The following is a 14,477-nucleotide window of genomic DNA, read 5'->3' on the forward strand; positions in this document are numbered from 1 at the left end:
CTTTGACGTTGGGCCCTGGGCGGCTGAAACAATCGCCCAGGAGAATCCGAAGGCATCGGACCGACTACCGTCGGCGCATGACCAGTAACGGCATCGTTGCAGAAGAGGCCCTACAGGCCGCCTGGGACTCCTACCGATTCCTCAAGAAGCGCACCCCGGCGCAGGAACGCGATCAGGCGCAGCAGCGTGTCCGGGCCGCGATGGAGACGTGCGGCCGGGAGGAGGTGGCGCGGGCGACGATCCTGCTGATAGGTGCGTTGACCGGCTACGTGGTCAACGAGCAGGCCAGCGTTCCCGAGGAGGACCGTCTTGATCCACTGAGCGACCTGATCCCGGCGGTGATCCGCAGGTTGCCGAGCTTCCGCATGGCGGACCCGGGGCAGGTGCCGATGGTCACCGGCGTGCTGATGGCCGCAGCCATGGGGATGGACGCGGTGGCCTGGCGGGATCAGTACGGGCCGATCCCGCCGAAGGAGAGTCTGATCCACGGCTTCGTTCTGTGGCTGTTGGCCGACCTCATCGACAGCTTGACCGAACGCCCCGGGTTCACCGACGAGCTTGTGCGGGAGATTCTCAGCAGCGGCCCGCCGGGGCAGTCTGAGTAACGGGCTCGGGCCGGGCGGCATCGGCTTGGTCCACCCACCCTGTGCAGCCCTTCGTGCAGGCGGCGCCAGCGTCACGCTCGCGCTGGCGCCCCCGCCCGATCGATGGCACCGTCACGCAGAAGGGACGTCCCCGTGCCTGAACCTCCAATCCGGAGGGACCGTGTGGGGTCACTCGATGAGGCACCGACGGCGTTGTTCGTCTACGGCACGCTGCGCTGCGCCCCCGTGCTGCAGGGACTGATACGCCGAACACCATGCGGCGTCCACGACAGTGCACCGGGTTGGCGGGTAGCCCGTCTCGCCGACCGGGTCTACCCGGGACTCGTCCCCGGCGGCGGGGCGGCCTCCGGTCTCGTGTTGACCGACCTCACGCCGCCCGAGTGGCGGACGCTGGACGACTTCGAGGACGCGCACTACGCGCTCCATCCCCTCAGGCTGGCCAGCGGCCGGCACGCCGTGGCGTACGTCTGGACGGCCCTCGACGAAGTCCTGACCACGGGCTGGGACCTACGGCACTTCGAGCAGCAGCATCTCACTGCGTACATCGCGCGCTTCCGGTAGCACCGCCAGCACCGAGACATCGAGGCGGCTTCGCTACTGGCGGGCGATCGAGGCACTCCGCAGATCACCCTACGATGATTCCGTGACCGAGACACTACCCTCTGTCAATTTCGAGTTGTGGGACGTCCGCGGGCTCCGCCTCCAGGAGGTACCCGCTCCGCAGCTCACGACAGAGCACGAGGCGGCCAGAGACCTGCTGTGGGACAAGGCGGTCCTGGCCAATCCGCACCTGTTCGATGGTCCGGTGGTGGCCTGCGCGGGTATCGAGTGGGAAGGGCCGGCCGACCTCCTGGTGTCCTGGGCACGGGTCACCTACCGGCACTACGTGCTGCGTCGGGTCCCGGGCTGCACGTCCTGGCTGCCGTCGATGTTCGTGAACATCGTTCAGCCGACGGTCGACGGACGCGTGCTGGTGGCGCGGATGTCTTCCGCCACGGCCGCCCCGGGCCGCTGGCAGCTCCCCGGTGGGTCCTTGGAGCCGCCGGGGCCGGGGCAGGGCCTTGACGAGGCTGAGGTCCGCAGCCACGCCGCACGGGAGCTGCTGGAGGAGACCGGCCTCGATCGAGAGAGTGGGGAGCTGGTCCTGTGGGCGGTGACCCGGTGTCAGCACCGGAGCATCAGCATGGTCTACCTGGCCCCGCCGAGCCCAGAGGCGCTCCTGCGTGACCGCAGCTGCGCCACCTTCTACCGCCCAGAGCCGCGCAGTTCGCGGTGACCTCCCGTGGCCGTCGACGGCAGTTCGTCAACCCTCCGCACTGCCTCTTCCGGGCAGAGGCAGCTCCGCGATGGTCACGGCGGTCCAGAACATCGGCTCCGGAGCCTTATCGGGAGGCTGGTCCTCCATCCAGGTGACGATCGCGCTCGCCTGCTCGTAGGTGTCCAATAACCCGACGGCGTTCGGACGAATCCCCAAGGTCTCCCAGACCTCCCGCTCGTAGCTGTGGCACAGCCAGGAGTGGAACTCCGACAGCGCCCACCCCAGGCCGACGACTTCGAACCCCAGCAGCCGAGCATCCCCCGGCATGGGCGCCGCGGTGGCCAGCAACTGAAAAGGACCGAAGTCGGTGGTGGCGTCAGTCGGGGTGGAGTCGGCCGACTCCACCTCCAGCAGTGCTTGGGCGTCGGCGGGGCGCAGGCCAACCGTCAGCAGCCGCGGCCTCGGGTCCAGTGCGGCCCCCACCCACCCGGCGTCCTCAGGCGTCAGGAACCAGCTGTAGAACTCCGGTCGCGGCGTATCGTCCAGGCACCGGCTTACGGTGAGGAACTCCGCCGGTATCAGCTGCTGCTCCTGCCATTGGTTACGCGGCACCGCACGAGCCAGGACATAGCCGCCGACGATGGTGTGAGCATCAGACACGAAGAAGAGTCTCCGGCTGCCGGCACTCGGACGCCAGCGATTTCAGCGTGTCGGCGCGCGCCCCGTGGCCTCGGTCGAGCCAGAAGTCGAAGCATCGAGAGTGCCGCCCGCCGCTGTCGGGGAGCGCAGAGCGTGCCAGGGCAGCGGCTTGGCCAGGGCGCGGTTGATGTCCTCGTTCCGTCCGGGCACGTAGGGGGCGATTGGGCGGTAGCCGAAGCTCTTGTAGAGGGCGAGCGCGGCGCGGTTCTCGCGGCCGGTCTCCAGCATGACGCGGGTAGCGCCGGCGCGGGCGGCACTGGCTTCCAGGTGGGTGAGCACCTGTCGGCCCAGTGCCTGTCCCCGGGCGTCCGGGTGGACGTACATCCGCTTGATCTCGGCAGTGCCGGGGCTGAGGGTGTGCCACCCGCCGCAGGCGATGGCCTGGGCCGTCGGGCCGGGTTGGGCGATGACGAACTCCCCGGCCGGCGGGGCGAACTCGCTGGACGGGGTGTCGTCGGGGCTGTCGGCGAAGCCGTACGACGCGCGCTGCTCAACGTGCAACGCGCGGGTGAGGCGGCGAGCCTCGGGATGGTCGTATGGAACGACGACCAGCGCTGCCGGGGGAAGGGCGGCTGGCCGGGTGACGGGCGAGGGCTGGGTCATGCCCCTGATAGTGCCGCGCTCACCGCTTCCAACGCATCGGCTCGGTCGGGCCCGCGCAGCCGCCTGCCAGCGTGGCGGCCGAGGTGCTCCACGAGTTGCCGGCAGCGGATGGACTGCCAGGTGGGGGATGTGGCCGGCCAGGTGCGTGAGAGTGGCGGTGGCAGCGTTCGCGTCGCGGGCCAGGAGATGGGCTCGAGCAAGGTGGGTTCCGTGCAGGACGGCGGAGCGCAGGTACCCGCCGCGGGGCGCCTGCTCAGCCAGGGGAGCCAGCAGGCCGGTCGCTTCGGCCAGGAGCCGGCGGGCGCGGGAGGGGTGGACTTGGGCAAGGTCGACGAGCGCGGCTCCCGATTCGGCGTCGACCTAGTGCTGGCTGAGGTAGTACAACGGCTGTTCCAGCACGTCGATTCGGGTTCCAGGGTGTCCGCGACCGTGAGCACCGGTACTGCCGGCCTCTCGCCGATGCTTCCCGGCTTCGATGATCCCCTCACCATCGTCGCGCAGACACACAGATTGACCACGGCCAACGCCGACACTTCTCTTCTCACGATGGTGACCCAGGCGATCGCCGGCATCGTGGCCCGCTACGAGCTTCTCGGACCTCAGCATCTCGCGGGCGAGGCTCGGGTCGTCCGGGAGATGCTGCACGGCGTGCTCGCCGGCCAGCAGCCCCCGCGCGTGCGGGCAGAGCTGTTCCGGCTCGCCTCTCAAGCAGCGGGACTTCTTGGCTACATGGCCGTCAACGCCGGCGCTCGATTTGACGTGGTCGATGCGTACTGCACAGAAGCGGAGAAGTTGGCCCGCGAGGTGGGTGAGGTCTCCATGGAGATGTGGGCGTGCGGCACCCGCTCGCTTGGCTTGTACTACCACAAGCGCTACCTGGAGGCCGATGACGCCGCAGCGGCCGGGATCGCGCTGGCGCCCGACAATGCTCAGACGATCAGGCTGCTCGTCAACGGCCGCTCCCGCGCCCTGGCCCGCCTCTGCGACCGCAGTGGGGCCGAGCAAACCGTCGGACAGGCACTCGAATTGTCCGACCGGCACTCGCTCCCGGATGGACTGACCTCGTGCATCAGCTTCGAGCCGTACTCCATGGCCAGAACACTCGCCAACGCCGTCACCACCCGCCTCTCGCTCGGAGACACGGCCGAGGTCTTGACCCACGCCGAACAGATCGAGGACCTGGTCGAGCAATCACACTCCGAGTGGAGCCGCGCCCTAGTCAGCCTGGACGTGGCGTCCGCCCTGCTCAAGCAGCGCTCCCCCGAGATCGAGCACGCCATGGCTTTGGGCCGCCGTGCGCTGAGAGCCGGCGCCACCCCACCCATCAAGTCGGTCTGGGAAAGGGCCGCCGAGCTCTACGAGAGTGCCGAGCAGTGGCACGACGAGCCCGATGTGGGGGACTATGCCGAGGAACTGCGCACCTGGCGGTCACAGCAAATCGGGATGGCCACCATCGGCTCGCACGCACAGGTCGCACCCGACCGACCTTGAGGAGCTACGTGACGCCCGAGCTGGACGTCGATTCGGGGGCCTTCCCCAGCGCACCACCGGCCGACCTCGACGACCCAGGGGTGATTGTCGAGCACGACTGGCGTTCCTTCCAGGCGGTCGAGCGCATGAGCAACCACTGGGATCGACCTGGATGGTCGGATAGGCGACGCACGTACTACTGGATGCTGACCTTCTCGAACGCCATCGAACTGTCGCGCCGGGCGGAGCACTGCCAGGAGGCACTCCAGCACCTGGGTATGGACCCAGTCCCCGCCGACGGGCTCCACGTGACCATGCTGCGTGTCGGCGACATCGACCGCGTATCGCAGGCACAGGTCGAGCACCTGCTCAACATGGCCGAGAAGATGCCCGTCAGCGAGTTCGAGCTGCTCGCCCACCCCCTCACCGGCTCACGAGGCGCCGTCCGGTTCAGCCTCTCCCCTGGCGACCACTCATCCACCTCCACGCCGCCCTCAGCACCGCCGGCCAGCAGGCTCGCGTCCCCGGCGGCCGGGCGACGAGTGCGTTCCGGCCCCACCTGGGCGTCGCCTACAACAACCGGCAACGGCCGGCAGCTTCCGTCGTCGACGCGGTCTCACGACTTCGCTCGCTGCCCCCGGTCGCTCTCGTGATCAGGTCAGTGGACCTCGTTGAACTGCGCCGCCAGGGCAGGGCCTACCGGTGGGAGACGGCCCGCTCGCTCCACCTGCGGCCCGCAACGCCTCAGTCGACTGCTTCTCCGTAGAGCCCGACCCAAGGGCTCACGGACTTGCAAGGGGCAAGCGCCCGGTCGCACGTTGGCCTAAGAATCCGCGGGAACCCGCGGATCCGGTTGATGGTCTCGGCGAGCGAACCCAGCTCGTCAACGCTGAGCGCCGGACCGTTCAGGCAGCCGAAGTTCTCCTGGAGCTGGGCAGCCAAAGACGACGGACGCGATGGATCCAGAGTTCTCCGAAGCTCCGGTCCTGCACCGGTCCGGCAGTTGTCGGGGGCACCCTCGTCTCCTCGCGCTCGATACGCCCTGCGGCGTGGCCGGAATCTCGCTTCCACCATGACGGAAACCCCGTGGCACCGGTCACGGAACCGTGGCCACTTCTTCGCCACTTGCACCGGAAGATCGAATGGCTACGGCCAAAGGAAACGTCGCAAAGCGGCACATAGTGACCGCTCGTTGACGTCTCATCGCAGCCGAAGTGACCACTAAGTGGCCACGGAATGGCATAGCGGTGCGGAGCGATTCCCGTCACCGTGGTGATGCTGGCGCCTGCACTCTCCGGGCTTGGGGAGGGAGCAGGCCTCGGCTGGCCTTCAGCGATTCGCCCGAGGAGTTTCTCGATGACTTCCCCGCCGGTAGTCCGCATGGTCGTGACGGTCGTGGGTGTGGCAGCGACCGACGGGACCAGCTGCTTGACGTCCTCGCCCTGGCTGGGAGCTGACCGTCACCCCGGTCGGCAAGCAGTCCCGGGTCGGCTGCCGTGCCAGGGGAGGATCTGCGCCTGATCCGCGTCCTGCGCAGTTCCGTTCCGCATCGAGTTCGCCACCTCCACCGGTCAGGTGGTGGTGTGGAAGACCTTCGGTATCCCGCCCCGGCAGATCACGCGACGCAAGGAGACCAGCTCGCTGGAAACGCTGGCCGCCGAGGTCGCCGTTCACCGGCACGAAGCCCTCCTCCAACACAACCTCGCCCAGCCCCTCACCTCGGCCGCTGTGAAGCACCTGGATGCCGACGCCGTGCGGCTGGAGACCGCCGTCAAGTCCCTGTCCGATCCAACCAGCATCACCCCGGTCAGCCAGATCCTGCGTCGCGGCACCGTGCCGCCGCAACAGACCGGCTCGCCCCGGACAGGCCACCCCCACACGACGCACCGCCAAGGAGTAGCCGCGTGACTACACTCAGCCCGATGACGACTCAGACCCCCGACCCTGCCCGCATCGATGCCCTGCGCGAGGAGATGATCGCCGAGCTGCGCAACCTGGGCGCGATCCGCACCGACGCCGTCGAGCGGGCGGTCCGCGGCGTCGGACGGCACCTGTTCATGCCCGAGGAGACGCTGGAGAAGGCGTACGCCGCCGAACACGCCCTGGTCACCAAGCGGGACGAGAACGGGGTGTCCCTCAGCTCCGTCAGCGCCGCCCGCATCCAGGCGTTCATGCTGGAACAGGCCTACATCCGCCCCGGCATGCGGGTGCTGGAGATCGGCAGCGGCGGCTACAACGCCGCCCTGATTGCCGAGCTGGTCGGCGAGGACGGCGAGGTCACCACGATCGACATCGACGCCGACGTCATCGACCGCGCCAAGAAGCTGCTGCCCGCCGCCGGATACAGCCGGGTGCACGCGCTTGTCGTCGATGGCGCCGACGGCGAACCAGTCCACGCCCCGTACGACCGGATCGTGGTCACCGTCGAGGCGGCCGATCTCGCCCCGGCCTGGGTAGATCAGCTCGCCGCGCATGGGCGGATCGTGGTGCCGCTTCGGCTGCGGGGCCTGACCTGGTCGGTCGCATTCCAGCGCGAGGACACCGAGCTGGTTGCGCGGGACTTCGAGGTCTGCGGGTTTGTGCCCATGCGAGGAGCCGGTGCCCGCGACGAGCGTCTGGTCGTGCTGCACGACGGTGCGGACGAAGAGGTCGGCCTGCGCCTGGATGAGGGACAGGTCGATGCCGGGGCGATGCGCAAGGCCCTGGCCGGACCGCGCACCGAGGCATGGTCCTCGGTGACGCTCGGGCTGGGACTGCCGTACGACGACCTGGAGCTCTGGCTGGTCTCCGCACTGCCCGAGTTCGCGTTGCTGGCCGCGAACCGCGAGGCCCGTGACCGCGGCGTAGTTGCCTCGTGGTCCCGCCGCGGGGTGGCGACGCTCCTCGACCGCGCTTCGGGGTCCTTCGCCTATCTGACGATGCGCCCGACCACGCCCGAGCGGCAGGTGTTCGAGTTCGGTGCTGTCGGCCATGGCCCCGAGGCCGCCAAGACCGCCGAGACGCTGGTCGCTCAGATCCGTACGTGGGACTGCGACCACCGTGGCCACAAGCCCGAGCTGAGGGCCTTCCCGGCCGGTACCGGTGACCAGCAGTTGCCCACCGGGGCGGTGCTGGAGCGGACCGCCTTCCGCTTCACGATCTCCTGGCCCGCGCGAGACTGACGTCCTGGCAGGTCAGGTGCAGGTGCACATCCATCACGAATCCCTGGAGGGGACAGTGGACACCGTTGGACTGAGCACTACCGACAGCGACTTCGACTTGGACGTGACCTTCGCAGAGAAGGGCTCGGTCATCGCGGAGCTGATGAACAAGACCAGCGACAACTGCGGCAGCACCAGCGAGAGCGCCTGCGCCGGCTGCATCACCGACTGATCAGCGTGACCCCAGGCCCGGTGCCGCGCCCCCGTCCCATGGGGTCCGGCACCGGGCCGATCACGTCACACAAGGGGGAGGGGCACCTACGGATGTACCGGTACGTGGATGCGGCCCTGCTACGGGCCGCCGCTTACCCGAGCGGGCTGGCCATCCCACCCCGGCCCGAGCCGACCGGCGACGCGGAGGCGGACACTGGACGGTGGCGGGAGTGGATCACGCAGGTGTGGGCCAACGATGCGGTCGCCGAAGCGGTCGAGCTGGCCAGCCCCGCGCTCGCCCACCGCCTCGAGGAAATCCGTGCCGGGCAGGTGCACCGGTCCAAGCAGGTGCGGCGGGCCGCCGCTGCGCTGGCCCGCTACGTACTGCGGTTCCGGCACCGCTCCACCCCCTTCGGCTTGTTCGCCGGCATCGCACCCGCCCGCATCGCCGACACACTCGCCCTCGACTGGGCAGACGTGCACCGGTCCACCGCACGCGTGGACTCCGTGTGGCTCGCGGACGTCATCGACCGCCTGGAGACAATCCCCGAACTGCTCCGGCGCCTTCCGGTCGTCGCGGACCCCACCTGCTTCGTACGCGACGGCCGCCTGGTCGTTCCGTGCCAGCGGCCTGACCGCGACAGCGACCGAGGTCCTGGCGAGGTGAGCGTGCGGCACACCCGTGCCGTGCAGATGGTCATGGCCGCCGCCGTGCCCGTCACGATCGGCGATCTGGCCGCCGAAGTCGCAGCGGAATACCCCTCCGCCTCCACCGGGGCCGTCGACGCCCTGCTGGCCGAACTGGTGGCCCGCCGCGTCCTGCTCACCGCCCTGCGTCCGCCGATGACCACCACCGACCCCCTGGGCCACGTCGTCGCCGTACTGGAATCGGCAGGCGCTGTTCATGTCGACGCTGCGCGGCCCCTCCGAGACGCGCTCAAGGACATCCGGGCGATGCTGAACCGCCACGATGCAGCTCCCGCAGCCCAGCAACGACGTCTGCGTATCTCGGCGGCCGGGGCGATGACCGCTCTCGCCCCGGCCGCCGGGGGCCCCTGTCCGTCGACCTGCGGCTGGATGCCGCACTGGCCCTGCCCCGATCGGTGGCCCACGAGGCGGCCAAGGCCGCGAGCGTGCTGGCCCGCCTGACGCCGTTCCCGTCCGGCTCGGCATCCTGGCAGGACTACCACGCCCGGTTCCTGGACACCTACGGGCCCGGCGCCCTGATCCCGGTCTGTCAGCTCACCGACGCCGATACCGGCCTGGACTTCCCAGCCGGATACCGCGGCTCCCGCCATGCCCGGCCCGCCCCGGCCCTGAGCGCCCGCGACGAACAACTCCTCGCGCTCGCCCAGCACGCCGCCCTCGACGGCGTCCACGAGGTCCGCCTCACCGACGCGATGCTCGCCGGCCTGCAAGACGTCACCGCCGGCGTCCCGTTGCCGCACATCGACCTGCGCTTCCACCTCCAGGCCCCCACCCGCCAGGCCATCGAGGACGGCGACTTCACTCTCCACGCGGGCGGCATCGGCCCGGCCGCCGGGGCCACCGCGGGCCGCTTCCTCGACCTCCTCGACGACGCCGACCGTAACCGCATGACCGCCGCGTACACCGGTCTGCCGACCCTGACCGTCGGCGCCATCCGGGCACAGGTCTCCAGTCCTGCGCTGCACATCCGTACGGACAACGTCGGCCGTGCCCCTGCCCTGGAACCCGACGTCATATCCATTGCCGAGCACCACCCGGGCGCCACGCTGAAGTTGGACGACCTGGCGGTCACCGCTGACGCCACCGGCTTCCGTCTTCTCCAGCTCTCGAGTGGCCGGGTGATCGAGCCGTTCGCGCTCAACGCGGTGGACCTGGGCACCTTCACCCACCCGCTGGCCCGGCTGCTGGTCGAACTGCCCCGGGCCCGCGCCGCGGCCTTCGGCCCGTTCGCCTGGGGCGCCGCCGCTCGCCTGCCCTTCCTGCCTCGCATCCGTCACGGCCGCTCCGTACTCAGCCTGGCCACCTGGCGCCTCACCGCCGCCGAACTCCCCGCGTCCGGCACCGGGTTCGCGCCTTGGGGCGATCGGTTGAACGCCTGGCGGTATCGCCTCACTGTTCCCGCCACCGTGCACCTCGGGGACGACGACCAGCGCCTGCGGCTGGACCTGGGACAGCCTGCTGATGCGATGCTGTTGCGCGCCGAACTGGACCGCGCCGGACACGCCGTCCTGCGCGAGGCGGCCGACGAGGCGGCCTGGGGGTGGATCGACGGTCGCCCCCACGAGATCACCCTCGCGCTCGCTTCAACGGCCCCGCCCGCCGCACCCCGGCAGACAGCGGGAGGCGGGGCGGTCGTCGGCCGGGATCACGGACAGTTGCCCGGCACGACCCGGTGGGCCTATCTCAAGCTCTACTCACACCCCGACCGCATCCCAGACATCCTCACCCGCCACCTGCCCCGCCTCCTCGACGTCTTCGAGGAGATGCCCCAGTGGTGGTACGTGCGCTACCGCGACCCTCACGACCACCTGCGGCTACGCTTGCGCCTCCCGCACCCCGACGCGTTCGGCGAGATGGCGGCCAAGGCCGGCGCCTGGGCAGCCGAACTGCGGCGCCACGGGCTGCTCGGCCGCATTCAGTGGGACACCTACTACCCCGAGACCGGCCGCTACGGCACCGGGGCGGCCATGGCGGCGGCCGAGACGGTATTCGCCGCCGACTCCACCGCCGCCCGCGCTCACCTGGCATGCGTGGCCGACAGCGGGGCCGACCCGCACGCCGTGGCCACCGCCGGTCTCGTCGACCTCGCCGTCTCCTTCACCGGCGACACCCCGACCGCAATGCGCTGGCTGATCGACCACATCGACCCGAGCGCCGCGCACCCGATCCGCCCGGTGCACCGAGAAGCGATGCGCCTGGCCGACCCGTCCGACAACTTCGCCTCCGTACGCGCCCTGCCCGGCGGTGAAGCACTCACCGCCGCCTGGGCTGTGCGCCGCCAGGCCCTGCGGCACTACCGCTCAGCCCTGGAGGCGGGCAGAACGACGGCGCCGGAGACGGTACTGCCGTCCCTGATGCACCTGAACCACCTGCGGAAGGCCGGGATCGACCCGGCCGGCGAGGACGTCTGCTCACGGCTGGCCCGCTCCGCCGCCCTGGCCCACACTGCCCGAAATCAAGGAGCCCCCGAGTGAACCCCGCCACGGCCACCGGCCCGGACCACTCCGCCCCCGGCCACGACCCCGCCGCCCGCGCACTGCACGCCCAGTCGCTCGCCCACGGCACCGCCGGCACCGCGCTGGCGCACATCGAGCGCGCCCACCACGGCCTCACCCCCTGGGCCGACGTGCACACCCACCTCGCGTCCTGCGCCAAGCACCTCATTGCCGGCGGGAGCGCCTCACTGTACGTCGGCGCCCCGGCCATCGCCTTCGCCCTGCACTCCGCGGCCCGGGGCACCGGCCGCTATACCGGTGCCCTGCACACCCTCGACTCCCGGATCACCCAGCTCACCCGGCAGCGCATCCAAGCAGCGCATGAGCGCATCGACCGCCGGATACGCCCCCGCGTCGGCGAGTTCGACCTCTTCTACGGGCTCACCGGGCTGGGTTCCTACCTGCTCAGCCGCGAGAGGGCCGCCCCCATCGTGCGCGAAGTCCTCACCTACCTGGTGCGACTCACGCTTCCCCTCGACGGTGATGCGGACCAACTCCCAGGATGGTGGACAGAGCTCGGCCCCTCCGGCCATCGCACCGCGGAGTTCCCCGGCGGGCACGGGAACCTGGGCATGGCACACGGCGTCACCGGGGTTCTGTCCCTTCTGGCCATCAGTACGCGGGCGGGAGTGGTCGTGGAGGGCCAGATCGCGGCGATGAAACGGATCTGCGGCCTTCTGGACCGCTGGCGGCAGGGCACCGAGACCAGCCCCTGGTGGCCGCAGTGGATCACCCTGGCCGAGTACGGCACCGGCACGGTGACACAGTCCGGTCCGCTGCGGCCGAGCTGGTGCTACGGCACCCCCGGCCTCGCCCGCGCCCAGCAACTCGCCGCTCTCGCCCTCGGCGACACCGAGCGGCAGCGCCTCGCCGAACGCGCCCTGCTCGCCTGCCTGTCCGATCCAGATCAGCTCGGCCGCATCCGCGAGGCCGGGATCTGCCACGGCGCCGCCGGCCTGCTCCACACGACCCACCGCGTCGCCCGCGACGCCATCCTGACTGGCTTCGACGCGCACCTACCCGGCCTGCGCACCCTGCTCCTGGAACAGCCGCCGGCCACCGATGACGGATTCCTCGACGGCGAGGCCGGACGGGAACTCTCCCTGCTGACCGACCAGAGCAACGGCGTCACCGTCTCCGGCTGGGACGCCTGCCTGCTGTCCGGCTGAGCGCGCCCGCCATCGCCGCAGGTCCCGTCCGGAACGACGAGAAGAGGCCCACGCATGCTCCCGAACCCCCGCACCGCAGAAGCTCTCGTCCTAGCCGTCCTCGCGGGAACGCCGCTGGACACGGCCGCCGCTCAGACCGCCATGGAGCCTGCCCACCTCGCCGAGGCCGTCGAGGTATACAAGGCCGCCGGACGCGCGGCCCTCTACGCGAGGGCCAGCGGCCTCTGCGACTGGTATCAGGTCCGGATCCAGTTCACCGACTGGAACAGTGCCGAACAGGCCGCCGCCGTCCGCCTTGGCCCGCAGCTGCGGCAAGCCCAGGAAGCCGGGACAATCACCGAGTGGTGGTTCCTGCGCAAGCACCCCTGCTGGAGACTGCGGTGCCGCCCCGGCCCGAAGGCCACCAGAGGCGAGATGACGGCCGCCGTCGGCACTGTGCTGGACACCATGACCGCCGACGGCGCCGTCGAACGCTGGTGGGAATCGCTCTACGAACCCGAAGAGATCACCTTCGGCGGGCCGGTGAGCATGGAGTTCGCGCACGCCCTCTTCCACGCCGACAGCCGCGGAATCCTTGACTACCTGCGGCACACGCCAGGAGGCATCAAAAAACCCACCGTCGGCCGACGGGAGTTGTCCGTGCTGCTGTGCACGACCCTGTTCCGCGGCGACCGCCAGGACACCGGCGAGCAGGCCGACGTCTGGCACCGCGTCGTGCGCGAACGCCCCCTGTCCGGCGAACCCTCGCCGGACCAGCTGAACGCCATGGGTCCCGGCCTGCGACGGCTCATCAGCCTGGACACCTCGCCCACCGGCACCCTCTTCTCGACCGACAACCCACTCGCCTTCGCAGCCGAATGGTCCGAAGCCTTCGCCACCACCGGCAGGCGCCTGGCCGACGCCGCCCGTGACGGCGCCCTCGAACGCGGACTGCGCGACACGCTCGCCAGCCACGTGATCTTCCACTGGAACCGCCTCGGCCTGCCCGCCGCCACCCAGGCCGTACTCGCACGGGCCGCCCGCACCACTCTGATCACCACGCCCGACGAACGCCCGGAGCCGTAATGCACCCCGAACCCGACGCCCCCCAAGTCGTCGCCCGGATGCGGTCCGCCCACCATCGAGCCCGCACCGCCCTTGACGCACGGCTCCATCCGGGCGGGCGTGAGGCATGGGGCTGGCACGGCCGCACCCTCGGCCACCCCGTCACCACCCCCGACGGCCAGGCTTGGCTCCGCCTCGCCGCCACACCCCTCAACCAGCGCGACTCCACCTTCTGGAACGGCTCACGCGACGCCCACAACACCATCCCCGAGACCGTGCCCCACCCCCGCCTGCGCACGATCCACGACTGGAACGAGCCACCGTGGCGCTACCGCGCCGAGCTCTACGACTACGTCGACGAACACCCTGTCGCGACCTCCCCGATCCTGACGACGGACCCCGACCTCCGCACGTCGTGCTGAACATCCCTGCGTACCGCCCTCGGCACCATCGCCACGATCCCGACCGACCGCCACACCACCGACCAGCAGTACCTCGACTGGGCCATGCCGAAATTCCTCGGTCCCTCAGTCGACACCCGAGCCCCGTCCTGGAGCACCGCCCACGGCGACCTGAACTGGGCGAATCTCTGCGCACCCCAACTCGTCATTCTCGACTGGGAAGGATGGGGCCGCGCACCCACCGGCTACGACGCCGCCACCCTCCACAGCTACAGCCTCCTCGTCCCCTCCGTCACCCGGCGCATCCGCAGCGAGTTCGCGGACGTACTGAACACACCCGCCGGCCGCTTCGCGGAACTTGCCGTCATCACCGAACTCCTCGAAGGCACCACCCACGGCGACAACCTCCCACTCGCCGAACCACTCCGCCAGCGGGCAGCCGTGTTGCTGTCCTTCACATGAGGCGGCGAGGGCGACCTGACCGCCATCAACGGCACTGCGTCTGGGAGTAATTGCCGATGCCTGGGCGACCGGGCAGGAGCTTTGGTGCCGTCCCTTTCCCGATACATCTCATTGTGTCAGCCGTTGTAAGCCAAAGTCGTACCGCGCGACTCGAAGGCGATAACCCGTTCCCGCCGGACCGGCGGCCGAGACCGACAAGAACTTTGCCGG

The 14,477-nt window shown here is 70.2% G+C and carries 15 protein-coding genes and 2 pseudogenes; 15 read left to right on the forward strand and 2 right to left on the reverse strand.

The window, feature by feature from the left end; translation table 11 throughout:
- Positions 1-77: 77 nt before the first annotated feature.
- From EMA09_RS01295 to EMA09_RS01305, 3 genes are all read left to right on the forward strand, one after another.
- Positions 78-605, forward strand: a complete 528-nt coding sequence (locus EMA09_RS01295; protein WP_129838054.1) for a hypothetical protein — start codon at positions 78-80, stop codon at positions 603-605.
- A gap of 162 nt (positions 606-767) precedes the next feature.
- Positions 768-1,166 carry a gamma-glutamylcyclotransferase family protein gene (locus EMA09_RS01300; protein ID WP_240796176.1) on the forward strand — a complete coding sequence of 133 codons (399 nt, stop codon included), beginning with the start codon at positions 768-770 and terminating at the stop codon, positions 1,164-1,166.
- Positions 1,167-1,248: 82 nt separating this feature from the next.
- On the forward strand, positions 1,249-1,881 hold the full coding sequence (locus EMA09_RS01305; protein ID WP_129838058.1) for an NUDIX domain-containing protein: 633 nt from the start codon (positions 1,249-1,251) through the stop codon (positions 1,879-1,881).
- A gap of 27 nt (positions 1,882-1,908) precedes the next feature.
- On the opposite strand, the gene EMA09_RS01310 is transcribed toward EMA09_RS01305, so the two are convergent.
- Together EMA09_RS01310 and EMA09_RS01315 are read right to left on the reverse strand one after the other, a co-directional pair.
- Complete coding sequence (locus tag EMA09_RS01310; RefSeq protein ID WP_129838060.1) at positions 1,909-2,523, reverse strand: hypothetical protein; 615 nt, start codon at positions 2,521-2,523, stop codon at positions 1,909-1,911.
- A gap of 42 nt (positions 2,524-2,565) precedes the next feature.
- Complete coding sequence (locus EMA09_RS01315) at positions 2,566-3,165, reverse strand: GNAT family N-acetyltransferase (protein WP_129838062.1); 600 nt, start codon at positions 3,163-3,165, stop codon at positions 2,566-2,568.
- Between the two features lie 129 nt (positions 3,166-3,294).
- Here EMA09_RS01315 and EMA09_RS01320 point away from each other — a divergent pair, with 129 nt between their 5' ends.
- The 12 genes and pseudogenes from EMA09_RS01320 (at position 3,295) to EMA09_RS28775 (ending at position 14,267) form a co-directional block, all read left to right on the forward strand.
- Entirely contained in the window at positions 3,295-4,656 is a 1,362-nt protein-coding gene (locus tag EMA09_RS01320) for a hypothetical protein (RefSeq protein ID WP_240796177.1), read from the forward strand.
- Positions 4,657-4,913: 257 nt separating this feature from the next.
- A pseudogene (locus EMA09_RS29395) lies at positions 4,914-4,985 on the forward strand (2'-5' RNA ligase family protein); the annotation flags it as partial.
- Between the two features lie 125 nt (positions 4,986-5,110).
- Positions 5,111-5,401 (forward strand): 2'-5' RNA ligase family protein, encoded by a 291-nt coding sequence (locus EMA09_RS29400; RefSeq protein WP_346655863.1) that lies wholly within the window; start codon positions 5,111-5,113, stop codon positions 5,399-5,401.
- Between the two features lie 809 nt (positions 5,402-6,210).
- Positions 6,211-6,543: a hypothetical protein gene (locus EMA09_RS01335; RefSeq protein WP_129838064.1), complete on the forward strand. Its 333-nt coding sequence runs from the start codon at positions 6,211-6,213 to the stop codon at positions 6,541-6,543.
- A 14-nt stretch (positions 6,544-6,557) separates the two neighbouring features.
- Positions 6,558-7,796, forward strand: a complete 1,239-nt coding sequence (fxlM, locus tag EMA09_RS01340) for a methyltransferase, FxLD system (protein ID WP_129838066.1) — start codon at positions 6,558-6,560, stop codon at positions 7,794-7,796.
- A gap of 55 nt (positions 7,797-7,851) precedes the next feature.
- A complete protein-coding gene (locus tag EMA09_RS01345; RefSeq protein WP_206305883.1) occupies positions 7,852-8,007 on the forward strand; it encodes an FxLD family lanthipeptide in 156 nt (51 codons plus the stop codon).
- A gap of 92 nt (positions 8,008-8,099) precedes the next feature.
- Positions 8,100-10,111, forward strand: a pseudogene (locus EMA09_RS28760) (lantibiotic dehydratase family protein); the annotation flags it as partial.
- Positions 10,112-10,162: 51 nt separating this feature from the next.
- A complete protein-coding gene (locus EMA09_RS28765) occupies positions 10,163-11,170 on the forward strand; it encodes a thiopeptide-type bacteriocin biosynthesis protein (RefSeq protein WP_240796608.1) in 1,008 nt (335 codons plus the stop codon).
- A complete protein-coding gene (locus EMA09_RS01355) occupies positions 11,167-12,360 on the forward strand; it encodes a lanthionine synthetase C family protein (protein ID WP_240796179.1) in 1,194 nt (397 codons plus the stop codon). The genes EMA09_RS28765 and EMA09_RS01355 overlap by 4 nt, the downstream gene beginning before the upstream one ends.
- Positions 12,361-12,414: 54 nt before the next feature.
- Positions 12,415-13,425 carry a thiopeptide-type bacteriocin biosynthesis protein gene (locus tag EMA09_RS01360; protein WP_129838068.1) on the forward strand — a complete coding sequence of 337 codons (1,011 nt, stop codon included), beginning with the start codon at positions 12,415-12,417 and terminating at the stop codon, positions 13,423-13,425.
- A complete protein-coding gene (locus tag EMA09_RS28770) occupies positions 13,425-13,826 on the forward strand; it encodes a hypothetical protein (RefSeq protein WP_240796180.1) in 402 nt (133 codons plus the stop codon). The genes EMA09_RS01360 and EMA09_RS28770 overlap by 1 nt, the downstream gene beginning before the upstream one ends.
- A gap of 84 nt (positions 13,827-13,910) precedes the next feature.
- Positions 13,911-14,267, forward strand: coding sequence for a hypothetical protein (locus tag EMA09_RS28775; RefSeq protein WP_240796181.1), 357 nt, complete (start codon positions 13,911-13,913; stop codon positions 14,265-14,267).
- Positions 14,268-14,477 lie beyond the last annotated feature (210 nt).

Source organism: Streptomyces sp. RFCAC02 (genome assembly GCF_004193175.1).
Taxonomy (GTDB): Bacteria; Actinomycetota; Actinomycetes; order Streptomycetales; family Streptomycetaceae; genus Streptomyces.